The organism is Paenibacillus sp. FSL R10-2734 (assembly GCF_037963865.1).
Lineage (GTDB): Bacteria > Bacillota > Bacilli > Paenibacillales > Paenibacillaceae > Paenibacillus_AQ.
In genome coordinates this window covers 59,912-81,653 of sequence record NZ_CP150170.1, presented here as the reverse complement: position 1 = coordinate 81,653, position 21,742 = coordinate 59,912, and the positions used below count along the sequence as shown (strand labels likewise).

The window sequence follows — 21,742 nt, the reverse complement described above, 5'->3', positions numbered from 1 at the left end:
ACCTAATGGTGGGCGCTTTTTTTAAAATTATGCTTACCTAATCGAATTAGTTCTGGTACGTCCTGAATGACTGTGATGGAGTCATTTCCTCCTACATAAACTCTATTGGTGAGTGGGTTTAGCACAGTGCTGCCTGATACTGAGGGAAATCTTGCGAGCCTTTTAAACGTGGTGGCGTTATAAACGGACATGTGATTCTTATCGAAATTGCCAACGAACAAATGATTTGTATTCGGATTAATGGTTATGTTGGATGAGGTAGGTAGAACCCTTGTAGTAATGATTTTGTTATTACTTCCGTTGATGACAAATAGCTTTCCTTTACCTTCAACTTGTGCACTTGAGACATAAATACGATTTGTCAGCGGATTGATAACGACCTCACTTTGCAGACGTCCCAGCTGCACATTTTGTAGCAGCTTGTTGTTGCGACCATTGATCACTGAGAGAAACCGACTTAAGTTATTAGCGACATAAATACGGTTTGTGATTACATTAAGTGCAGGTGTTATCACAGGGTTATTGCCGACCTTAATGGTCGCAATGATAGCCTGTGTATTCCCGTTAATGACGGAGACCGAATTATTTATTGTATTGGTCACATAGATCCGATTTGTAAGTTCATTGATAACGATTCTGGAAGGGCGACCGCCGACTTCAATCTTGGTTTTGATCTGGTTTGTTTTCCCATCTATGACGAATATAATTCCGACTATGCTAGTTACATAAATTAAATTATTTCGAACATTTACTCCGATATTATCAGGCATTCGGCCCACTTTCACAGTCTTGATCACCTGGTTTGTCCGCCCATTAATTACAGAAACCGTATCGTCACGGAAATTAGGCACATAGATTCGGTTAGTTTGGGGGTTAATTCCGAGCTGTGTGGGCAGTCTTCCTACATTAATGCGTGCGATAATTCGATTCGTTCTGCCATCGAGTACCCCGATAGTTCCAGCCTCGGTGTCTGGGTTAACAAAGTATACTCGATTTGTAATAACGTTTACTTCGATATCTCCGATCGGTCCGGCAGAGCGGACTGTAGCAATCACTTTTGGCTGCGCCATGCTTATACCCCTTTTCAAATAAATAGATAGTTCATTATATTTGGGCAAGGGCAAAAGTGTACTTCATATATCGTTGCAAGACGCATCTTCGGGGATTAAAATGATATTCCCTTATCTTTATTTCCGGGGGTATGTAAACGTTATATTTTTTGGAGTATTGTCACCGACTACCCTTATTGAGTATGGTAAGGTATACTGGAATGAACTTTTTAATGAGAGGTGATTAAATGGCTGGAACAGTCTCTATATTAGGCGTTCCTTTTTCAAAACTAACACTCGATGAGACGACACTTCATCTAACAGAACATATTCAATCTGGGGAATCTAAGCTATTTCATTTGATTACGGCAAACCCGGAAATTACGATAACTAGTCAATCGGACGAGCTGCTTCGAACCATACTTCATGAAGCAGATTTGATCACTCCTGATGGAATCGGCATAGTGCTGGCATCGAGAAGAAAAGGCGACCCAATAACAGAAAGAGTTACGGGATATGAACTACTGCTTGAGCTGCTCGCGCAAGGGAATAAGCTAGGATGGAGCTTTTATTTCTTAGGCACCGATGAGCTTACAAGCTGCAAAGCGGTCGAAGCGATCACTCACTCCTATCCGAATGTGAAGATTGCGGGAAGACATAATGGATTTCTTACCAAGGAAGAGGAACCTTCCATTGTGGCAGAGATTCAGGGCGCACAGCCGGATTTCCTGATTGTTGCAATGGGTGCGCCATACTCTGATAAATGGGTTTATAAGCACAAACAGGCGCTTACACAGGTTAAGGTTGTTTTTGGCGTGGGGGGAAGTCTGGATGTCATAGCTGGGAAAGTTAAACCTGCACCACCGGTATGGAAAAAGCTCAACTTAGAATGGTTGCATCGACTATTATTCGCCCCTGTTGCCAAAGGACAAAAGTCGCGATGGCGCAGACAGTCCGTACTACCCAAATTTGTGTTTCAAGCGATGATTAAAAAATAAGTAAGAAGGTCACTCTAACTAGGGTGACTTTCTTTCTTTGGTTTGGGAGCTAACTGGAAATGCAAACCAATATGAAAAAATACATGAAAATGTAAAGGTAATCATAACTAATTACAGAAAATGCTTCACAAAACATCATTTTTACTGTATTATAAATGTGAAAACATTCACAAGGGGGCGCAATTAAAATGAAAAAGGTAACAGGCTCTGCCCTTATTCTTATTCTCTCTGTCATGCTGGTGATCGCAGGATGCGGTAACAGTAATAGTAGTACTACAGCAAGTAGCAATGGCAACGAGAACAAGAGTAAGGTCAATGAAACAGCTAAAAATGATAAAACAGAAGCTGTATCAGGCGCATCAGAAGTAAGCTACACACCACTCGATCAATTAAAAGATAGCTACGATATAATCATTGTAGGAGCTGGCGGTGCGGGAATGACGGCTGCACTGGAAGCCAAAGCTAAAGGATTGAATCCGGTTATTTTTGAAAAAATGCCGGTTGCTGGCGGGAATACAATGAAATCCTCGTCAGGGATGAACGCTTCCCAAACGAAATTTCAAAAAGAACAAGGCATTGAAGACAGCAATGATAAGTTTTATGAAGAGACCCTAAAGGGCGGGCATGATACGAACAATAAAGAGATGCTTCGCTTCTTCGTGGACAATTCCGCGAGTGCTATCGATTGGTTAGATTCGATCGGAATTAAACTGAACAATCTCACGATTACAGGCGGTATGAGCGAAAAACGTACTCACCGTCCAGAAGACGGATCAGCAGTAGGCCAATATCTTGTTAAAGGCCTGGTGAAAAATGTACAGGAAAAAGAAATTCCACTATTTGTGAACGCTGATGTTAAGGGAATTACTCAAAAAGACGGTAAGGTTGACGGTGCGAAAGTACTCTTTAACCAAGCTGATGAGAAGACTATTACAGCGAAGGCTGTTGTTGTGACAACCGGTGGTTACGGAGCCAATATGGATATGATCTCTAAAGTTAGACCTGATCTGAAAGGATACGTTACTACTAACCAGATCGGAAGTACTGGTGATGGCATCAAGATGATCGAAGCGCTCGGCGGAACAACTGTTGATATGGATCAAATCCAAGTTCACCCGACGGTTCAACAAGATAAATCATATCTGATCGGGGAAGCTGTTCGCGGCGAAGGATCTATCATGGTTAACAGTGAAGGCAAACGGTTCGTAAACGAATTGACTACACGTGATAAAGCTACCGCAGCTATCAATGCACTTCCTGAAAAAGGCGCTACTCTTGTGTTTGATTCTGGCGTCAAATCACGCGTTAAAGCCATTGAACAATATGATAAAATGGGCTTCGTGATCAAAGCGGATACTATTGAGGCATTGGCAAAAGAAATCGGTGTTCCAGCGGATAAGCTGCAAGCTACACTCGATACTTGGAATAGCGCGGTTAAGAACAAGAAGGATGCTGAATTTGGCAGAACAACAGGGATGGACAACGACTTGTCCGCAGGTCCTTTCTACGCGATTAAGATCGCTCCAGGGATTCACTACACCATGGGCGGTGTGAAGATCAATACGAATACAGAAGTGTTAAATAAAGACGGTGCTGCTATTCCTGGTCTGTTTGCAGCAGGTGAAGTTACAGGCGGATTGCACGGTCAAAACCGAATCGGCGGTAACTCTGTAGCAGAAATCATTATTTTCGGACGTCAAGCTGGGATTAAATCTGCTGAGTTCGTACAAGCACAATAAGATACAAACTCCATTTAGCATTACTGAATAAAAACAAAAGAACCGCTTGGGCTATTTAAAGCTCAAGCGGTTCTTTGTTTGATTTCTCATGTATTACTCAGAAGGCTACTTTCCCGCTCTTAGCCTGTTCTTCTCGCATCCATTGCGACAGCTGGCGCTTGAGTGTTAGGAATTCTGGGGAATCCGTTATCTCATCGCGGCGCGGCCGTGGAAATGGCACGTCAACAGTATGTAGGATGGAGCCGGGGCGGCCGGAAAATACATAAATACGATTAGAGAGCAGCAACGCTTCTTCAATGTTGTGGGTGATGAACAATACGGAGCGGCGATTCTCTTCCCACAGTTCAAGTAGCCAGCGCTGCATTTCACTACGAGTTAACGCGTCTAGAGCGCTGAAAGGTTCATCGAGCAGCATCAACTCCTGCGGAGCGAGCAATGCTCTGAGAAAAGCAGCACGCTGCTGCATTCCACCTGACAGCATATGCGGATAAGCTTGTTCGAACCCGCCTAACCCAACCTTGGCGAGCCAATGTCTCGCTTCCTCACGAGCGCCATCCCGTAATATGCCTTTGATCTCACCGGCGAGCAGTACATTGTCTTCAATCGTCCGCCAAGGGAACAGTGCAGGCTGCTGCGGCATATAACTAATTTCACCGCGTTGTCCCGTGACGACCTTGCCGTTCATATGGATCGTTCCCGTATCTGGCTTCACAAGACCGCCGATCATGTGGAATAAGGTGCTTTTTCCGCAACCGGAAGGACCTACAATCGAAACGAACTCTTGCTGTTCTACCTTGAGAGAGACGTTATTCAGCACGTTTGTCTCGAGGCGGCGATGGGAGAAGGACTTGGAGATGCCGCTTACTTCAAGAGCAGGTGGTGCGGTATGAGCTTCAGGTGAGCTTATGACTTCTGTTGTTCTGTGTTGCATTTGCGTCGCTTGAGACATACAGGCATCTTCCTTTCTATGAGTTACGGCGCGGCTTCCAACGGACAAGCCATTTCTCCAGCAGAGCAATAATAGCAAAGAGTACAAGACTAAGGAGCACAATAATTACAATAGCCACAAACATCCGATCCGTACGATAAGCGGATTTCTGGAGGAGCATATAATAGCCAATCCCTTTATCCGCTCCAATCCATTCTGCGACCACGGCTCCCATAACCGCATAGGTGGCGGATATTTTCACACCGGAAAATAGTGCCGGAATAGAAGAGGGGAGCTCTAGTTTCGTGAAGATTTGCCACTTGCTTGCGCCCGCCATTTTCATATAATTCATCATAACCTGATCACTTTGGGACAAGCCGCCCATTGCAGCAACAGCCACCGGGAAGAAGCACACCAGCGTTATCAGTACGATTTTGGGCAAAAGGCCGAAGCCGAACCAGATGATAAGCAGCGGCCCGAGTGCGATGGAGGGAACATTTTGACTCAGAATAATGAGTGGATAAAAAGCCCGTTTAGACCAAGGCAACAGATGTAGAAGTAGAGCGACGATCAAGCCTACAGCCGTACCAATAGGAAAGCCGATTAATGTGAGCCGAAGTGTAGCCATCGTATGAGCCCAGAGACCTGAGGCATTACTGGTGGATTCATGGGCAATGTCCGCAGGACTCGGTAGAATCCAAGGTTCAATGTGAAATAGAGATACAGATAGCTGCCATACGGTTAAAAAGAAGACGACCGCCACAAGGGGCGGCCATATTAGCTTCCAAGTCGATCTCACGGCCGATATTTCTCCGTCAGCTTGTCCATGCTGATTCCGTTAGGATTATGAGCGATTTTGATCTGTGAGATCACGCTTGGACTGCCTGCTTCGATCAGTGCTTCCTGCATTTGACGCACAACCTCCAGCAACTCACTAAGCTCACCTTCCATAGTGGTTTCCAGCGGATTCACCTGATGTTTAACACCGGACTTCTGAATAACCTCAATTGCTTTATCTACGTATGGGATGGAGTCCTCACCGTTAGGAGTCTTAGGAATTACTTGAATGCTTAATAGTGTGTTAGCCAAAATAATCAATCCTCTCATTATTTAATGTAAGTTCAAAAAGCCAACTTTGATAACGAAGTATTTCAAGAAGCGGATTCGACATCGAATCTTGAACGAACTTGGGAAGTCCGGTACTCACGTAGCACATCACTACGCTCCGTTCCTCCTTCCTCAAGTAACGTTCAACCTTCTCGGTTCTGAAAGCCGATTTTTTGAACTCTTATTTAATAGGTAAGTTCAAAAAGCCAACTTTGATAACGAAGTAATTCATTAACTAATAGTACATCACTCCGCGGCCGGTAAAAAATCATTAGTGAATGCACTTGCAGCATCCAGTGGTTTATCCAGCAGCTTCAGATCATACATCCAGTCGCCGTAATTCTGCCAGACCTCGGTTTTTTGCTCACCCCAGCGGGCAGCATCATCCTTGTATTTCGGGCTAAGCCATTTCTGGCTAGCTAGGACAAGCTCGGCATCCAGGTCAGGGACAGCTTTGGATAACGTAGCGGCAGCCTCTTCCGGATGGTCAATCGCATATTGATAGCCTTTCGATGTGGCTTTCAAGAAAGCCTTCACCAAATCTGGATTCTCTGCAATTTGCTTCTCACTCGTCGTCAGCACAGGTGTGTAATAATCAAGCTGAGGCGCGTAATCCTTCAAGTACAGCATATCCAGTGGCTCACCACGCAGCTCGGCTTCAATACCGGTCCATGCGTAGAAGATCCAAGCGAAATCAATATCACGTTTTACGGCTGTAAAATAATCTGCTTCCCCAATGCTGACGAGCTTAACCTTCTTCACATCGCCACCTTCAGGGTCCATGATCGCTTTCATGGCTGCTTCTTCAGCAGGAGAGCCCCATCCGCCGTAGGTTTTACCTTCGAAATCTTTTGGTGATTTAATATGGCGGTCAACTGGAGCGGCGAAACCCGACGTATTATGCTGAATAATGGCTGCAATCGAGACAAGGGGTACGCCTTGTAGACGAGCTAGAGTCAATCCTTCCTGTGCGCTGATGCCAAAGGCAGCTTCGCCAGAGGTAACCATGGTGTCGGAGCCCGCAGCGCCAGGCTGAACTATTTCTACATCCAAACCTTCTTCAGCGTAATAGCCAAGATCCTTGGCTACGTATAGACCGGTGTGGTTCGTGTTCGGTGTCCAGTCGAGTGCAACCTTAACTTTGGTTAGCTCTTTTGGAGCATCGGACCCGGTCGCTGCACCCAACTCCGTAGCAGTTCCTTTGTTTCCGGCTGTATTCCCATTGTTGCTGCCGCATCCGGCAATCGCAAGAATGAGCATACAGGTGAGGCTAAGCATGAGTGCTTTTTTGACTTGCATGTCTTCTTCTCTCCTTTAAGGTTGCCAGATCCCGTCATCCAACATGAACCGTAAAGTGTAGTATGTACATTTCTTCTACATCTTTTGTGATCTACACAAAAAAAAGCGCCCCGAGTGATCGGGACGCTGGCTTGGCGCAAGGTTAGTAAAGGTCACAGGGACCAAAACCAATTGGCGATTCCTACGCTGGCATTATCCAGATCAGGTATAAGGGTCAGTATCTTGTGGGATACAATCTCAGCCGGCCAATTCCAGCACCCCTGGTTCTATGAAGTTAACGGGTATTTCCACGTACATACGGTGTATTATAGACGGCTGTTCTCGGAATGTCTAGTAGTACACTCCTAAATTTTTCAAATCTATACATCCTTTTTCGTTAATCTAGATCGGTATATTTCTTTCGGTAGCGCCTTTTAAGCTCGTTTAATAGCGCACTTACCGTAAGGACTACACTCACTAGAATACCCGTCACGGTTACGAAGAGGGCAAGTAATTCAAATGGGGAATATTCGATCATTTTACTCCATGCTATATTTCCCTTTAGATCGTCAATGACTTGATTCATGCCGTAAATTCCGCTGACCACCGTAAATACAGTGAGAATCATCAGCAGATTATCCCGACGCTTGGACTGAAACTTATCTTGATACTGAAAAAGATCATTCAGGGTCTCTTTCACCTCACCAAACAGGGCATCGTTACCGTAAACTTTGCGTAATTGAAGAAAAATTTCCCGCCCCTGTGACTGCGAAACCAGCTCCAAGAAATAAAACTTTGCCGAGAATTTATTGATTGAGAAGATTAGATTGTCTATTTCCTCATAATCGCGATTAATACGGAGTCTGGAATGCATATTCGCGAGCTTTAGTAGAACGATTTTATGGAAAATACTGAGTAGAAGCCCGTAATAATATTCTCCGTACATTTGGTTGGCTAGTCTAACGGCGATCTTTGGTTCTGCTCGGGTAAGGCAGCAAAAGGTCTGCTCATTCATCATATAATAAGTGTCCGGACCCCAGCGATTATAAGTATGCTCTTTACAATAGTGTTCAATATATTCGGGATCGCTGGCGCTAATAGTAGGGGCACCTTTTAGATCCATTCCGTCTAGCTGAGAAGCACGATAACGGCAATCCACGGTAATCTCTTCTGAGTTCTCCTCATTCTGAAAGCCGTAAAAGGCTTGCACCTGCATTCTTTCATCCACGAAAAAGGGTAACGTCTCGAAGTAAGCCCCATTGATATCCGAATGATCTAAAAAAGGCTCCAGTCTATCCCCCAGATTTCGGAAGACAAAATGCTCCACCAACTCATAGATTTCTTCTCCACAATGGATATAGGTATAGTCGTCCTGTATGAAGGTCTTCTCTAGCGTTCGAAAGCGGTCTGCAAATTCAAGTGCTGTACTATAGGGGATCGATTCCCCCTCAAGCTTGACACGTATGGTCACGAACCCAAGTTGAAAAGGACATATGAATATATCTGTTGAGAGAACTTTGAAATTTATAGTTTGCTGTGGCATCTCCAGTATGCAGTCCAGATTATTTACTCTAGAAAAGCGACGGAAAGAGTCCACATCATTCTGACGTGGAAAAAGGACATGAGCAGCAAATGGCAGATAGGTGCGCTCCATTCTTTCATGGGATACAGAGTAGCCATCTCCATAATAGGCATCCTCCAGCGCTTTATTATCCAGAAAAAAAGTTGTAAATCCATCACCCTGCAATTGTTGGATGAGCTTTTTTGACTCCCCCTTCTTCATGGAGAAAGGGAATATGAACTGCATAAGTGCAGTATGTAATAAAGGCTCAGTGTTGAGCTTGTCCATTATAGTCCATCCTTGTGCTCAGAATTTGCTTACAGGATCACATTACCCTAAAAGGATTGGGTTGATTCAATTGCTTCCCGGCAATCGTATGGATTCAATCTGAACCGTAAGGGTACATTATATTAAGCACCATTGCTATGATAAATCTAAACGGTGAGCTTGGATATATAAACTTTTGTTTAAATGCTTGAAGGGAGAGATTTACGTAATGGATCACAAACAACTAGAGCAATTGATTATTAAGGCTTTGGATGATAACAAGTTCGGTTCCTTTGGAACGATCGAAGGAGGAAATAAGCCAAAAGTACGTTATATGGCAATTTTTCATGAAGGGTTGAAGATTTATTTAGCTACGAATCGTAAGACGCATAAGGTGGAAGAGCTATCTGATAATCCGAATGCCTTTTTATTGCTTGGATATGAGTCAGGTGGAAGCAAAGATGTACTGGAGATTGAAGCAACCGCTGCCGTCTCTAAGGATGAGGGGCTGCGAGCGAAGGTATGGAATAAGGAGCTGGAGCCATGGTTTACAGGACCTGATGACCCTAATTATGTGATTCTCGAACTTACTCCAACGCGTATTGAGTATGTTGGCAGTAATAAAGAGCATGGAGTTTGGAATCCATAAGTCATTTCACAATCATATTTAATGAGTCTGACAGCCATCCTATCTCTCATGAGGGTAGGATGGCTTTTTGTCGTGCATAAGTTCCTGAGTGAACTTCAGAAAACATGTTATAATGACTTCAACTTTTTAGGTAAGCATTCAGGGAGGACTTGAAATACATGACTGTTACTCTGTTATATATTGAAGATGATCGTGAAATCGGCAGCGTCGTGTCTACGGATTTAAGTGAACGGGGGTATAGTGTACGCTGGCTGCGGAGCGGGGAGGGAGCGTCTGAGGAAGCTGCGCCTTGTCAATTGGCTATTCTGGATGTAATGCTTCCGGGCCTGGATGGGTTTACTGTCGGACAACGATTGAAGAAGGCATACCCTAATCTGCCGATCTTGATGCTCTCCGCACGAACCTCGATCGATGACAAACTGCAGGGACTGGAGTTCGCGGATGATTATTTGACAAAGCCTTTTCATCCTGATGAATTGGCAGCCAGGATTGAAGTGCTGCTCAGACGGAATGGAGCCGCTGTTCAGGATTCACTCACGCTTAAGCACCTTGTCGTATATGAAGGGGATAACCGGATTATAAATGCTCAGACTCAGGAAGAAGTCATGCTTACGGGTAAGCAATTTCAGATTTTTTCTTATTTGCTGCGTCATCTCGGCCAGATAATGACGAAGGAGCAGATCTATGAGTCGGTTTGGGGAGAGACCTATCTCGAAGGGGACAAAACTTTAATGGTACATATCCGTTATTTGCGTGAAAAGCTGGAGATTGATCCCGCGAAGCCGGAGATTATTGAAACGGTCCGGGGGATCGGATATCGGGTAAGAGCATGAGGGGAAAAGGACGCATTCGTAAGCTGCGCAGCTCCTCTTTGCTATCGGGATATTTGCTTATTATCGTTTCTGCACTGCTATTTATACCTGTGATCCTTCCGTTATCTTTTGTTCTCTACAATATTGTTAATGAAGTGACTAAAGGTGCTCCACCTGTAGATACCTCTCTGTATTCGAGTGTTTCGGCATTGGAGACCATGTGGCATAAGGAGGCGCTTCAATTGCAAGATGCTCCTTCGGAAGCCATAAATGAACGGCTACAGGAACTGAGTCAGAAATACACTGAGGCTACCATGTTTTGGGTAGATGGGCAGGGGATGACCCAGTTGATTCTTACACCCGATGAAGGGAATCAGGATCATGACAGCGGAGTTCCAGAGCAGTGGAGTGCAGCTGAGGCTATTTCTTTTATGAAAGAAAGTACAAAGCTTGATCCTTTAGCCATCGTTGCTTTCGTAGGGGACCGAGTGGAAGCAGGTAAAGGGTTTATGGTGATGCAAATTCCAAACAAGCTGCTAAACAGAGGGGCTTATGGGGGAGTCGGGGCTTGGGCTTTGTATTACTTTGTGCTCTTTGTTCTTTTTGGAGGATTCGCTCTGGTTTCTTTGCTGTTCTTTAGAAAAATACGCAAACGGCTACTACAGCTACAAACCGCGATGACGATTACGGGACCGGATCGAATGCCTAAATCTATTATGACGGGCAAGCTGGATGAGATCGGCCGTCTGGAGGAAGCCTTCAATACAATGGTTGCCAAGCTGGATGAAAGCCGCCGTAGGGAAATAGAAGAGGAAGAGCTGCGCAAACGTCTAGTATCCAACCTATCTCATGATTTGCGTACACCGCTAACAGTGATCCGCAGCCACATCCATGTAATGACTAAGGAGAGCCTAACCCCACAAGGGCAACAGTCCTTACAGCTAATGGATAAGCGTATTGCGGATCTCAGCGTCTTGATCGAGAATCTTTTATCTTACAATCTTCTCAACAGCGGACGAATCACCTTGAAGCGGGAGCGTAAAGATGTGTTGCGCTTGTTGCGGGAAAGTGCCGCTGCTTGGTACCCCGTATGGGAAAAAGAGAACTTCGAGATCGATATTGATCTGGAGGCTGAACCGCTATTCTGGATGGTGGATGAGGTGTGGTTCCGCCGTATTCTCGACAATCTGTTTCAGAATATTGTGCGTCATGCTAGCAGTGGTCTTTATGTTGGGATTTCTACGGAGTCTCGTAATGGGCAACGTGTCATTATGATTAAGGATCATGGTAGAGGCATCCAGAGTCCATCCGATTACAAAGGCGCAGGATTAGGGCTGTCTATCGTGGATCTTCTAATGAAGCATATGGAGCTAGAGTGGGATATGGAGAGTACAGAAGTTGGCACCTCCGTTGTAATCTTTAATCCACAGGATGAAATTTAAACAAAACTTAAACTTCATGCCGCCTTGTTCTTAACCTTGGGACGTTATGCTATTTAACGAGGTGAAGAACATGAACGAAACAGTGATTGAAACGAAGGATTTATTGAAAAAATACCGTGGCCGAGCTGCGGTGGAAAATTTAAATTTGAACATCCGTAAAGGAGAGATTTACGGCTTCCTAGGCCCAAACGGGGCTGGGAAAACAACGACGATCCGTATGCTACTTGGACTAATAACTCCGACATCTGGAAGGATTGAAGTATTCGGCCAGGATCTTCGCAAGCATAAGCTGCAAATTTTGCGGAAGGTAGGGTCGCTAGTTGAATCTCCATCCTATTATGGGCACTTGAGCGCTGTGGATAATCTCGAAGCCATTCGGCGTATCCTTGGTGCTCCGAAGTCACGGATTGCTGAGGTGCTTGATATTGTTTCCTTAACAGGGGAAGAGAAACGTCCGGTTAAAGGATTCTCCCTCGGGATGAAGCAGAGACTAGGGATTGCTGCTGCCTTGCTCGGGGAACCAGAGCTGCTTATTCTGGATGAGCCGACGAACGGACTTGATCCGTCAGGGATTCAAGAAATACGCGGGCTGATTAAACGCTTGCCGCAGGAGCAAGGGATTACTGTTGTAGTATCCAGTCACCTGCTTAGTGAAATTGAACAAATGGCAGATACTGTAGGTATCATCCGCCAAGGGCAAATGGTGTACCAAGATACCATAACGAATCTGCAGCGTCAGGCCGGTGGAGAAATGCGCCTAGCGGTGTCGGACCCAGAATCCGCGCTGCATCTCGCTGAAGAACGGGGATACGCAGGGATAATTCAAGACCAAAAGCTGGTCTTCTCCCGAATGATTGATGCAAGAGTAGCCTTGCTAGTCAAAGCCTTGGTAGAGAATGGGCATGCCGTCTATCGTGTAGAGGAGCGGAGACAGTCGCTTGAGGACTTCTTCCTGCAGGTTGTAGGAGGAGAGCAGTCATGATGTGGCGGGCGCTGTCGGCGGATTGGCTCAAAATCCGTGGCAAAGGACTCTGGTTTCTAGTGTTTCTTGGACCGCTTGGACTTGTAGCCATGCAGGGCCTGAACTTCGGCCTTCGATATGATTATCTTCGCGAGCAGTATAGCGCGGATTTATGGGGTGGGCTTCTGGACAATGTGGCCTCATTTGTGCCCATTGCTCTTTTTCTCGGAGGGACCTTAGTATGCTCACTGATTGCGAATGTTGAACATCAGATGAGTTCATGGAAGCAGCTCTTGGCACTGCCTATCTCTCGTACTTCAGTATTTATGGCTAAGCTGGTGCTCTGTCTGCTACTTGTCGCGGTTTCTTGCTTGCTACTCTCGGTGGGCACAGTTACCTTAGGGCTTATTCTGGGATTTAAAGCTGAGCTTATACCGTACTTAGATGTGCTCCGAATTGGTTTTATGTCTTATATCGCGGCGTTGCCGGTTATCGCTTTGCAGCTGTGGCTTTCCTTGGCTAACCGTAATCAGACATTGCCGGTTGCTCTTGGGATTACCTTATCCTTGGTGTCTATCTTCTCCATGTTTCTTTCGGAATGGGTTCCTTTAACATGGCCATATATGGCTTGGGATTCTTCTCATCGTCTCTTGTTTAGCGGTGCGGGCTTGCTCCTGGGGATGCTGGTGCTTTTGCCGGGTGCAGTGCATTTCGCAAGAAAGGATGTGGATTAACGATGAGTTCATTTTGGAGGGTGCTATCCGCAGAGCGATTAAAAATGTCTAAATCATATGTATGGCTTTTAGTTATAGGTAGTCCGATTTTAGCATTGCTTCCCGGGGCATTAGCAGATAATCAAGGGGAGAAGATGAGCTGGGAGCTGCTATTAAATGTAATGTCGATGATGCATGCCTTGCTGTTTCTACCTGTGCTCTCGGGTATTTTTGCTGCGCTGATCTGTCGTTATGAGCATCATGACGGAGGTTGGAAGATGTTGCTGTCTCTGCCTGTAACCCGGTTATCAGTGTATCTCTCAAAATATGTGATGATCATCGGCTTGCTGGCTGCGGTTCAACTAACGTTCCTCGTTATGGTCCTGGGAATGGGTTTATTCCGAAATGTTCCGGATGCAATTCCTTGGTCGCTGCTATTAAGCTCGGTATTTGGTGGCTTTGTTGCCTGTCTGCCACTCGCTGCACTGCAGCTAGCTATTTCTCAAGGCTGGAGCAGCTTCGGCGCACCGCTGGCGCTTAATGTGAGTCTGACCATTCCCAATATGCTGATCGCCAATTCATCAACCTATGGCCCCTATTATCCTTGGGTACAACCGATGTTAGCCATGATGCCGTATGGTGATGATACGTTTGGTGCTTTTAATTTACCATTTGAAACGCTGATGATGGTAGTGGGCGGCAGCTTTATTGTGTTTTTTATGGCGGGACTGATCTCCTTTTATCGTAAAGCGGTCTAATTTGCAGCGAGGCTTACAATCGTCTTCTCAATGGACATCCAGAGCTGGTTTTCATATAATTGAAGAATAATCAGCGAAGCTGAATAGCTGTGGAGGAGGCGATAGCATGGAGCCAACGGCATTAGAGGATTGTGATAACACATGCAAGGGTTCGGAGCTTGAACCGGAATCCATTGCATTGATCCTGCCTGACCGAGGAATCACTGATAAAATGGCAGAAATGTTCAAAGCGTTGGGTGATCCCACACGAGTGCGGCTCATTTACGCTTTGTCCCAGAAAGAGTTATGTGTACACGATTTGTCCGTGATCCTTGATATGGGCCAATCTGCGATATCCCATCAGCTCCGTTATTTACGGAATTTACGAATTGTGAAGCGCCGTAAAGAAGGGAAGACTGTATTCTATTCGCTGAACGATGCGCATGTGGAGCAGATTTTTCTGCAGACACATGAGCATGTCCGTCACGAATAGCCTAGGTATTAAGTGGTTTTTGTATGCAAAAAGAAGAGGGAATCCTAGCAGCCATTCCATGGCTTTTGGGATTCCCTCTTCTTTTTATGTCGAGTCCTAATCATTCACTGAGGCTTACGGACCTACATGACGCTATTTGCTAAATTATCGTCTTTGGCGCAGAGTTTCGGACCCCATTGCAGCTATTCCTTAAAAAGAGACCTGTATTTGACCTTTTTCATGCCAATAACGGCTCTAAGGTCCGAGTAACATTCCAAAATAGGGAAAATGCTGCTTTTAAGGTCAACGGGGTCCGATAGCTGCTTGGTTCGCGCGAATAAGGAGTAAGCTTATTAACTAGATTGCTTTAGGTTGCTCGGCACGGTTGGTTTTCTAAAAGATAGAACCAGCCAGACACAATGTACAGTGAGCACTAGAAGGATGAGTAGATCGATACCCATATATTCGCTTGTATTATCATTCCCAACAAACTGAATCAGATTATGTACCCAATGAAACAATATTAGCGGAACAATGTTTTTATTTTTCAGCATTAACAAAGAAAGCACAAAACCGATCAGAAGAGCATATACGAGCTGTAGAAGGATTTGCGATATGTCTGTACCAGATAATGCATTGAGTAAATGGGTAATAGAAAATAGAATGCTTGAAGTAATCACAGCCGTTGTAGCACCCTTAGTAAGCAAAGTCTTGAAAATCAATCCGCGGTAGATACTTTCTTCCACAAAGGCAACAAGCAGGGTGAAGAAGAGAAAAAACAATACCTCAGACGCACTGATCTCACGAAAACCTTTAAAGGATATGGTGATCAGGACGACCACTAGAGGTGCATAATAGATCCACTTCTCAGAGGATATGGTGCTCAGAGGACGGAAGCCAAGATCACTCCATTTGTTCTTAACCATAAAATAGATGATCAGTACAAGCGCGATTGGAGTAAAGGAGAGCAGTACTGGCGCGGTATACGAAAGCTCTTTAATCGTAGCGTATGTCCCGGTGGCAGATACAGCTAAAAGTAACAGTACCTCAATAATAACAACGGTCCAAATAGGGTGTTTCAGTGAAAAAGAAGATGTCTTAGCATGCTTTGACATGGTCTACATTCATCCTTTCTATATCATTCAGTTGCCAATCCATCTTGAGTGCGATCATACATGATTTTACATATTTTAGCGAAAAGGTCAATTTATTTAATTTTCATGGAAAAAGAGAAAAATGGTGTATATCGCTTATTGACCTTCAAAAATAAAGGGAATATAATAGCAATAAGATAACATATGAACAAGTGCTCATATATGGTTTTTATTTGAGGAGATGTGCCGTATGGATACGATGCAAGAAAAGGTAAAACGTCAGTGGGAATTAGAAGGCTTGCATTGCGCCAATTGCGCAATGAAAATTGAAGATAATGTGAAGAAGATTGAAGGGGTTTCGTCTTGCTCCGTTAATTTTGTAACGAAGACAATGACGATGGAAACCGCCGCAGGTTATGAGGAATCGGCGATTGTAGAAGCAAAGAAAACGGTCAAGGCACTTGAGCCCCATATAAATGTGAAGGAAATGGGTCAAGGCAATCGCAAGCCGCATGGACATGATCACGATCATCAAGCTGCTGAAGGCCATGGTCATACTCATGAGCATGGGGAAGGTGATACGCGTAGGATTTTACTGCGGCTAGGTGGCGGTGGGATACTCGCTCTTGCCGGAATATTCTTGCCGGTGGAGGGTGTAGTTGAACTGCTGATTTTCTTAGCAGCCTACCTCATCGTGGGTGGTGAAGTCGTCTGGCAGGCGGTTAAGAACATTATCCGGGGTCAGGTGTTTGATGAGAATTTTCTGATGGCTCTCGCAACCATCGGTGCGTTTGCCATTGGTGAGTATCCTGAGGGCGTGGCAGTTATGCTTTTTTACCAAATCGGAGAACTGTTCCAAGGTCTGGCAGTAAACCGTTCACGCAGATCTATCACGGCACTTATGGATATCCGTCCCGAATTTGCTTATCTTAAGCTTGGAAATGATCTGAAACGAGTCTCCCCTGAGGAAGTAGCTATCGGTGATGTGATTGTCGTGAAACCGGGCGAGAAGGTACCTCTAGATGGAACGATACTTGAGGGTAGCGCCATGATGGATACATCAGCACTTACAGGCGAATCCGTGCCGCGTTCGGCTGGGCCGGGAAGCGCAGTATTAAGTGGGTTTATTAATCGGAACGGTGTTATTACGATGCAAGTCACGCAGACCTTTGGAGAATCAGCCGTATCTAAAATTCTAGAACTGGTGCAGAATGCTTCAAGTAACAAAGCCAAAACCGAGAACTTTATTACTAAATTTGCACGGGCTTACACACCTATAGTCGTGATTACAGCAGTCCTGCTGGCTGTCGTTCCTCCGCTGTTAATTAGCGGCGCAACCTTTTCAGATTGGATTTATCGGGCGCTTGTCTTTCTAGTCATCTCCTGTCCATGTGCACTTGTGGTCTCGATTCCACTTGGTTTCTTCGGAGGGATTGGTGCAGCTTCACGCAGCGGTATTCTGGTCAAAGGAAGCAACTACCTTGAAGCATTGAATGATGTGAAAGTCGTTGTATTTGATAAGACCGGAACATTGACCAAGGGGCAGTTTAAGGTAACGGGAATTTATCCGTCGGGTGGTAAGTCTGAGGATGAATTGCTGCGGACTGCCGCATATGCGGAGAGCCATTCCAATCATCCGATTGCTGAATCGATTCGGACGGCTTATGGAGAACAGATTTCTAAGGAAGCAATCTCGAATTACAACGAAATCTCTGGTCATGGGATCGAGGTTACTATCGAAGGTAGGACCGTATTTGCAGGTAACGCGCGCCTGATGGAGCGAGAGGGTATAGCTTATGAGGTGCCAGTGCAGAGCGGTACAGTTGTTCATATCGCGGTGGATCATCAGTATGGAGGTTATCTGGTGATTGCTGATGAAGTGAAAGAAGACTCACTGAAGGCCATTCAGACCCTCAAGAAACTTGGCATTCGCAAAACGGTGATGCTCACTGGTGATGCCTCATCTGTAGCTGAAGATGTTGGGAAGCAGTTAGGTGTAGATGAGGTGCACGCTGAGCTTTTGCCGCAGCATAAGGTAGAAGCCATCGAGAAACTGGATCGTGAGAAGTCACCTCGCGATAAAATTATTTTTGTTGGAGACGGAATTAATGATACCCCGGTACTGGCTAGAGCCGATGTCGGGATCGCAATGGGTGGACTGGGCTCCGATGCTGCGATTGAAGCGGCAGATATTGTAATTATGACCGATGAGCCTTCGAAGATTGCAGTAGCCATCGGAATTGCTAAGCGTACACGGATGATCGTATGGCAAAATATTATTTTCGCTTTAGGTGTTAAAGCTATATTTCTCCTACTCGGTGCGTTCGGGATTGCCACGATGTGGGAAGCTGTCTTCTCAGATGTTGGAGTAACCGTTCTTGCTGTGCTAAACAGTATTCGAGCATTAAAGGTTAAAGATCCAAGGTAAAAAAAATCGCTCTTTGGGGTATTGGTGGATGATTCACCAATCCCTAAAGTAGCGATTTTTTTAATTGTTGTTTTCCAAGTGTAGGCTCTCAATGCCTGAGCGGACAATGCTGCAGGAGGCGTTGAATTTCTCCGCTTCTTCGGTGTTTAGATTAAGCTCCAGAAGTTCTTGAATTCCAGTGTTGCCAATAATGGCTGGCACGCCGGCACATACACCACTTTGCCCATACTCTCCGTCCAGAATTGCGGATACGGCAATGATCTTGTGCTCATCGTTCAGGATGGAGCGAGTAATGTAGGCCAGTGCACTGCCAATACCGAAATGTGTGGAGCCTTTTTTGGTGAATATCTCCCAGCCCGCATCTTTGGTCTTGCGGGAGATATCCTCCAAATCCAGATGCTGGAACCGCTCGCGATGCTGCTCCATAATTTGCAGGATAGGCTTGCCGCCAATGGTCACATGCGACCAAGCTACAAATTGGGATTCACCGTGTTCTCCGAGCGCGTAGCCGTTAACGCTGCGCGGATCTATGGAGAACACATCGGACAGCAGTGTCTTTAGGCGCGAGGAGTCAATGGAGGTTCCTGTACCAATAATTCTGTGGCGTGGCAGCCCTGATATTTTCCATACCATATAAGTGACAATATCGACCGGATTAGCGGCGACTACGAATATGCCATCGAATCCCCCAGCCATAATTTTGGTGATGATTTCGTTAGTGATAACTGCAGAGGCTTCCAGAACGTCAAGCCTTGTCTGCCCCGCCTTTGGATTAGCGCCGGCGGTCAAGATGACTACATCCATTCCTGCGCAGTCGCTATGGGTTCCGGCATACACCTTTGTGCGTGTGTTTGTGAAATCCATACAGTGCGAGAGATCCAGTGCTTGTGCCATAGCTCGGTCATAGGTGCGGTCGATCATCATGATCTCGTCGCAAATCGCCTGATTAACCATGGAGTAGGCGCAGCTGGAACCGACCATCCCAGCACCGACGATGGCGACTTTTCTCGATTTACTTTTCAATTGTCTTGACCTCACTCTCTAAAAGTTATACGCAGCATGGATATCCAAATGATTCTCAATTCATTTTAACGTATCCCTCTATAAGTTACCTAACATCGGACACAGAAAAAATGATTTTTTCACTTCAAGGCATTCAATCGTTAAGAAGCCATCACAATCGTATGGATTGAGATGGCCTCTTAGAATAACAATGTATACTTATGACTGTAAGGCTTGTGCCTCCGAGGGAGTCATAGCCTTATAACGTTTGTACATAAAGAATCTCCAATGGAGAATCATACCGAAGGCCAAGATGAAGAACAGTCCACCAGACTGTGGGATCGTAACATAACCATTAATAAATTCATGGAGTAAGGTGCGGACTAGAAGAAGTCCTAGCAGAATGAAAGCAAAGCTCTTAGACCGCTGAGCATAGATTTGACCATCCCGTTGTTCGAAGTTCGTACTGCGTATTAGTGGGTACGCGAAGATGAACCAGCCAACTAGAAAGGCGAGGGCCGCCCACCATAAAGGGAACCTAACTTCTGGTACAACGAACATGGCAAAGCCGGTCGACATTCCGAGAGGTGGAATCCATATTTTTCGAATGGTAACTGGACGTGCACTAGCTTTTAGCCGAATAAAAATAACCATCAGCGCCATGAATAAAGCCCCTAAAGTGGAGCCGATATGTAGAAGTGAGGGGTTTATGTTACCCATAATTCACGACCTCTCTATGATTTGAGACTCTCGAGTCTCCATTATAACAGAAAGATGATGACAGAACATTGAAGTATAGTCGCTGTACAGAGGTGCTATTCCGTCCGAATCAGGACCAAAAACACCAAATAGCAGGCCAAGGGTAAACCGCCTTGACCTGCTATTGTTACTCATTCCTATTTTATTGGAAAACAGCCTTAATATTATTAGTTAAGCTAAGCTTATGAACGGCTGCGTCCGCTTGTCGAACGAAGAATAAGGCTGACGATAAAGATCAGAACAACGGCTCCGATCAAAGAAGGGAAGAAGTAGAAATCACTTACTTTAGGTCCCCAACTTCCTAGAAGCACGCCACCGAGCCATGAACCGATAATACCGGCGATAATGTTACCAATAACCCCTCCTGGTATATCTCTGCCCATAATCAGACCAGCTAACCAACCAATGATCCCACCAACAATTAACATCCATAAAAAACTCATGTTACTTCAACTCCTTCGTTTTGTTGTTTGCGATGTCTACTATTAACCTTGCTAATCATGTTTAAACCACTTGTAAAAACTTACTTTTACCGGAATAGTTAGGGAATGAGCACAAAATGCGAACTCGATAATGTATTACAACTATAAACATGCTATAGTGAAAAAATATTATGAAATACTGAGTAAGATGCTATCAGTAAAGGGTAATTAAGAAGTAAATACAATTCATACAGACAAAGGAGTCGCTACTATGGAACGGCCTAATGAGGTATTGTTTTATGTAGGAACGTATAACCCTGAGGATGAGGAAGCTATTCTATTATGCTCGCTTAGTCCTTCAACAGGGGAAATGAAGATTCTTGAGGGTACTAAGGGAATTGAGAATCCATCGTTTTTAGCAGTAAACAGCACAGGCAGCGTGCTCTATGCGGTTAGTGAGAAGGATAAAGGCGAGGTCTATGCTTTTGCGATTGATCCTGTTACTAAAGCGCTGAGTCCACTTGGAAGTCGTCCAACGGAAGGTGGCGCTCCTTGTTATGTTTCGATCAGTCCTAAGCAAGATTACATATTCGTCTCTAATTATTCCGGTGGCAATGCCAATGCATTTCCTGTAAATGCGGATGGTTCGCTTCAGGTAATGTCCGACCAAGTGAAGCATGAAGGTTCAGGCATTCGTGAAGACCGTCAGGAAGCTCCACATCCGCACTCCGTCATTCCGGACGGAAGCGGCAAGCATATACTGGTCTGCGATTTGGGACTGGATCAAATTCTGATCTATCGTCTTGAAGAAGGTAAGCTGGCTAAGCATCGGGAGATTAATCTGCCACCTGGTTCAGGACCACGCCATCTGGCTGTGCATCCTTCAGGACAATGGGTTTACTTGGCGAATGAACTAAACTGCACAGTAACGGTATTTGCTAATGATGAACAGAACGGAAACCTCAGCATTGTACAGCATGTTAGCACTCTTCCGGAGCAATATAATGCGGGTAGTGATGATACAGCTTCCGATATTCATGTATCACCGTGTGGTAGATTTCTGTACGTCTCGAACCGGGGACAAGACAGTATCGCCCTGTACCATATTGAGGCTTCAACAGGTCATCTTAAAGCGGTAGATTGGCAGGTTACTGGCGGACGTACTCCGCGTAATTTCGCTATCATTGGTGGCAAGCTACTCGCCGCTAATCAAAATAGCGATAATATTATTTCGTTCTCCATCGACAGTGACAGTGGTAGATTAATTCCTACAGGGAATGAGCTGAAGATAAAGACACCGGTCTGTATTCAAGCCGTGTAGGCT

General features: G+C 45.2%; 21 protein-coding genes and 1 riboswitch. Of the genes, 11 read left to right on the top strand and 10 right to left on the bottom strand.

Going from position 1 to position 21,742, the window contains the following annotated elements; all coding sequences use genetic code 11:
• Window positions 1–2: 2 nt before the first annotated feature.
• Window positions 3–1,070: a YncE family protein gene (locus tag NSS67_RS00345; protein ID WP_339317815.1), complete on the bottom strand. Its 1,068-nt coding sequence runs from the start codon at window positions 1,068–1,070 to the stop codon at window positions 3–5.
• A gap of 227 nt (window positions 1,071–1,297) precedes the next feature.
• Here NSS67_RS00345 and NSS67_RS00340 point away from each other — a divergent pair, with 227 nt between their 5' ends.
• On the top strand, window positions 1,298–2,047 hold the full coding sequence (locus NSS67_RS00340; protein ID WP_339317814.1) for a WecB/TagA/CpsF family glycosyltransferase: 750 nt from the start codon (window positions 1,298–1,300) through the stop codon (window positions 2,045–2,047).
• A gap of 188 nt (window positions 2,048–2,235) precedes the next feature.
• Window positions 2,236–3,786 (top strand): flavocytochrome c, encoded by a 1,551-nt coding sequence (locus NSS67_RS00335; protein WP_339317813.1) that lies wholly within the window; start codon window positions 2,236–2,238, stop codon window positions 3,784–3,786.
• Between the two features lie 97 nt (window positions 3,787–3,883).
• Here NSS67_RS00335 and NSS67_RS00330 read toward each other — a convergent pair whose 3' ends face one another.
• From NSS67_RS00330 to NSS67_RS00310, 5 genes are all read right to left on the bottom strand, one after another.
• The gene (locus NSS67_RS00330; RefSeq protein WP_339320455.1) at window positions 3,884–4,717 is read right to left on the bottom strand and encodes an ABC transporter ATP-binding protein; all 834 of its coding nucleotides are present in this window, start codon (window positions 4,715–4,717) and stop codon (window positions 3,884–3,886) included.
• Between the two features lie 34 nt (window positions 4,718–4,751).
• Window positions 4,752–5,513, bottom strand: coding sequence for an ABC transporter permease (locus NSS67_RS00325; RefSeq protein WP_339317812.1), 762 nt, complete (start codon window positions 5,511–5,513; stop codon window positions 4,752–4,754).
• On the bottom strand, window positions 5,510–5,803 hold the full coding sequence (locus tag NSS67_RS00320) for a thiamine-binding protein (RefSeq protein ID WP_339317811.1): 294 nt from the start codon (window positions 5,801–5,803) through the stop codon (window positions 5,510–5,512). Before NSS67_RS00320 ends, NSS67_RS00325 begins: the two co-directional genes overlap by 4 nt.
• 264 nt (window positions 5,804–6,067) lie before the next feature.
• The gene (locus tag NSS67_RS00315) at window positions 6,068–7,120 is read right to left on the bottom strand and encodes an ABC transporter substrate-binding protein (RefSeq protein ID WP_339317810.1); all 1,053 of its coding nucleotides are present in this window, start codon (window positions 7,118–7,120) and stop codon (window positions 6,068–6,070) included.
• A gap of 161 nt (window positions 7,121–7,281) precedes the next feature.
• Window positions 7,282–7,392: riboswitch (TPP riboswitch) on the bottom strand.
• Between the two features lie 104 nt (window positions 7,393–7,496).
• Complete coding sequence (locus NSS67_RS00310; protein ID WP_339317809.1) at window positions 7,497–8,948, bottom strand: hypothetical protein; 1,452 nt, start codon at window positions 8,946–8,948, stop codon at window positions 7,497–7,499.
• Between the two features lie 208 nt (window positions 8,949–9,156).
• Between NSS67_RS00310 and NSS67_RS00305 the strand changes: the two genes are divergently transcribed.
• The 7 genes from NSS67_RS00305 to NSS67_RS00275 all read left to right on the top strand — a co-directional run bounded on the left by NSS67_RS00305 (window position 9,157) and on the right by NSS67_RS00275 (window position 14,734).
• Window positions 9,157–9,576 (top strand): pyridoxamine 5'-phosphate oxidase family protein, encoded by a 420-nt coding sequence (locus NSS67_RS00305; RefSeq protein WP_339317808.1) that lies wholly within the window; start codon window positions 9,157–9,159, stop codon window positions 9,574–9,576.
• Window positions 9,577–9,734: 158 nt separating this feature from the next.
• Complete coding sequence (locus tag NSS67_RS00300) at window positions 9,735–10,409, top strand: response regulator transcription factor (RefSeq protein ID WP_339317807.1); 675 nt, start codon at window positions 9,735–9,737, stop codon at window positions 10,407–10,409.
• Window positions 10,406–11,830 carry a HAMP domain-containing sensor histidine kinase gene (locus tag NSS67_RS00295; protein WP_339317806.1) on the top strand — a complete coding sequence of 475 codons (1,425 nt, stop codon included), beginning with the start codon at window positions 10,406–10,408 and terminating at the stop codon, window positions 11,828–11,830. The genes NSS67_RS00300 and NSS67_RS00295 overlap by 4 nt, the downstream gene beginning before the upstream one ends.
• A 70-nt stretch (window positions 11,831–11,900) precedes the next feature.
• Window positions 11,901–12,812 carry an ABC transporter ATP-binding protein gene (locus NSS67_RS00290; protein ID WP_339317805.1) on the top strand — a complete coding sequence of 304 codons (912 nt, stop codon included), beginning with the start codon at window positions 11,901–11,903 and terminating at the stop codon, window positions 12,810–12,812.
• Window positions 12,809–13,525 (top strand): ABC transporter permease, encoded by a 717-nt coding sequence (locus tag NSS67_RS00285; RefSeq protein WP_339317804.1) that lies wholly within the window; start codon window positions 12,809–12,811, stop codon window positions 13,523–13,525. Before NSS67_RS00290 ends, NSS67_RS00285 begins: the two co-directional genes overlap by 4 nt.
• 2 nt (window positions 13,526–13,527) lie before the next feature.
• The gene (locus tag NSS67_RS00280) at window positions 13,528–14,262 is read left to right on the top strand and encodes an ABC transporter permease (protein WP_339317803.1); all 735 of its coding nucleotides are present in this window, start codon (window positions 13,528–13,530) and stop codon (window positions 14,260–14,262) included.
• Between the two features lie 106 nt (window positions 14,263–14,368).
• Entirely contained in the window at window positions 14,369–14,734 is a 366-nt protein-coding gene (locus tag NSS67_RS00275; protein WP_042123658.1) for a metalloregulator ArsR/SmtB family transcription factor, read from the top strand.
• 332 nt (window positions 14,735–15,066) lie between these two features.
• On the opposite strand, the gene NSS67_RS00270 is transcribed toward NSS67_RS00275, so the two are convergent.
• A complete protein-coding gene (locus NSS67_RS00270) occupies window positions 15,067–15,828 on the bottom strand; it encodes a CPBP family intramembrane glutamic endopeptidase (RefSeq protein ID WP_339317802.1) in 762 nt (253 codons plus the stop codon).
• Window positions 15,829–16,057: 229 nt separating this feature from the next.
• Here NSS67_RS00270 and NSS67_RS00265 point away from each other — a divergent pair, with 229 nt between their 5' ends.
• Complete coding sequence (locus NSS67_RS00265; protein WP_339317801.1) at window positions 16,058–18,235, top strand: heavy metal translocating P-type ATPase; 2,178 nt, start codon at window positions 16,058–16,060, stop codon at window positions 18,233–18,235.
• Between the two features lie 60 nt (window positions 18,236–18,295).
• Here NSS67_RS00265 and NSS67_RS00260 read toward each other — a convergent pair whose 3' ends face one another.
• From NSS67_RS00260 to NSS67_RS00250, 3 genes are all read right to left on the bottom strand, one after another.
• Window positions 18,296–19,258 carry an L-lactate dehydrogenase gene (locus NSS67_RS00260; RefSeq protein ID WP_339317800.1) on the bottom strand — a complete coding sequence of 321 codons (963 nt, stop codon included), beginning with the start codon at window positions 19,256–19,258 and terminating at the stop codon, window positions 18,296–18,298.
• A 198-nt stretch (window positions 19,259–19,456) separates the two neighbouring features.
• Window positions 19,457–19,957, bottom strand: coding sequence for a cytochrome c biogenesis protein CcdC (locus tag NSS67_RS00255; RefSeq protein WP_339317799.1), 501 nt, complete (start codon window positions 19,955–19,957; stop codon window positions 19,457–19,459).
• 221 nt (window positions 19,958–20,178) lie between these two features.
• A complete protein-coding gene (locus NSS67_RS00250; RefSeq protein ID WP_042123669.1) occupies window positions 20,179–20,439 on the bottom strand; it encodes a GlsB/YeaQ/YmgE family stress response membrane protein in 261 nt (86 codons plus the stop codon).
• A gap of 250 nt (window positions 20,440–20,689) precedes the next feature.
• Here NSS67_RS00250 and NSS67_RS00245 point away from each other — a divergent pair, with 250 nt between their 5' ends.
• The gene (locus tag NSS67_RS00245) at window positions 20,690–21,739 is read left to right on the top strand and encodes a lactonase family protein (RefSeq protein WP_339317798.1); all 1,050 of its coding nucleotides are present in this window, start codon (window positions 20,690–20,692) and stop codon (window positions 21,737–21,739) included.
• The last annotated feature ends 3 nt before the right edge of the window (window positions 21,740–21,742 follow it).

Coding starts and splice junctions, on each gene's coding strand:
- NSS67_RS00345 (WP_339317815.1), bottom strand. CDS start 1,070: ATGGCGCAGCCAAAAGTGATTGCTACAGTCCGCTCTGCCGGACCGATC.
- NSS67_RS00340 (WP_339317814.1), top strand. CDS start 1,298: ATGGCTGGAACAGTCTCTATATTAGGCGTTCCTTTTTCAAAACTAACA.
- NSS67_RS00335 (WP_339317813.1), top strand. CDS start 2,236: ATGAAAAAGGTAACAGGCTCTGCCCTTATTCTTATTCTCTCTGTCATG.
- NSS67_RS00330 (WP_339320455.1), bottom strand. CDS start 4,717: ATGCAACACAGAACAACAGAAGTCATAAGCTCACCTGAAGCTCATACC.
- NSS67_RS00315 (WP_339317810.1), bottom strand. CDS start 7,120: ATGCAAGTCAAAAAAGCACTCATGCTTAGCCTCACCTGTATGCTCATT.
- NSS67_RS00310 (WP_339317809.1), bottom strand. CDS start 8,948: ATGGACAAGCTCAACACTGAGCCTTTATTACATACTGCACTTATGCAG.
- NSS67_RS00305 (WP_339317808.1), top strand. CDS start 9,157: ATGGATCACAAACAACTAGAGCAATTGATTATTAAGGCTTTGGATGAT.
- NSS67_RS00300 (WP_339317807.1), top strand. CDS start 9,735: ATGACTGTTACTCTGTTATATATTGAAGATGATCGTGAAATCGGCAGC.
- NSS67_RS00295 (WP_339317806.1), top strand. CDS start 10,406: ATGAGGGGAAAAGGACGCATTCGTAAGCTGCGCAGCTCCTCTTTGCTA.
- NSS67_RS00290 (WP_339317805.1), top strand. CDS start 11,901: ATGAACGAAACAGTGATTGAAACGAAGGATTTATTGAAAAAATACCGT.
- NSS67_RS00285 (WP_339317804.1), top strand. CDS start 12,809: ATGATGTGGCGGGCGCTGTCGGCGGATTGGCTCAAAATCCGTGGCAAA.
- NSS67_RS00280 (WP_339317803.1), top strand. CDS start 13,528: ATGAGTTCATTTTGGAGGGTGCTATCCGCAGAGCGATTAAAAATGTCT.
- NSS67_RS00275 (WP_042123658.1), top strand. CDS start 14,369: ATGGAGCCAACGGCATTAGAGGATTGTGATAACACATGCAAGGGTTCG.
- NSS67_RS00270 (WP_339317802.1), bottom strand. CDS start 15,828: ATGTCAAAGCATGCTAAGACATCTTCTTTTTCACTGAAACACCCTATT.
- NSS67_RS00265 (WP_339317801.1), top strand. CDS start 16,058: ATGGATACGATGCAAGAAAAGGTAAAACGTCAGTGGGAATTAGAAGGC.
- NSS67_RS00255 (WP_339317799.1), bottom strand. CDS start 19,957: ATGGGTAACATAAACCCCTCACTTCTACATATCGGCTCCACTTTAGGG.
- NSS67_RS00250 (WP_042123669.1), bottom strand. CDS start 20,439: ATGAGTTTTTTATGGATGTTAATTGTTGGTGGGATCATTGGTTGGTTA.
- NSS67_RS00245 (WP_339317798.1), top strand. CDS start 20,690: ATGGAACGGCCTAATGAGGTATTGTTTTATGTAGGAACGTATAACCCT.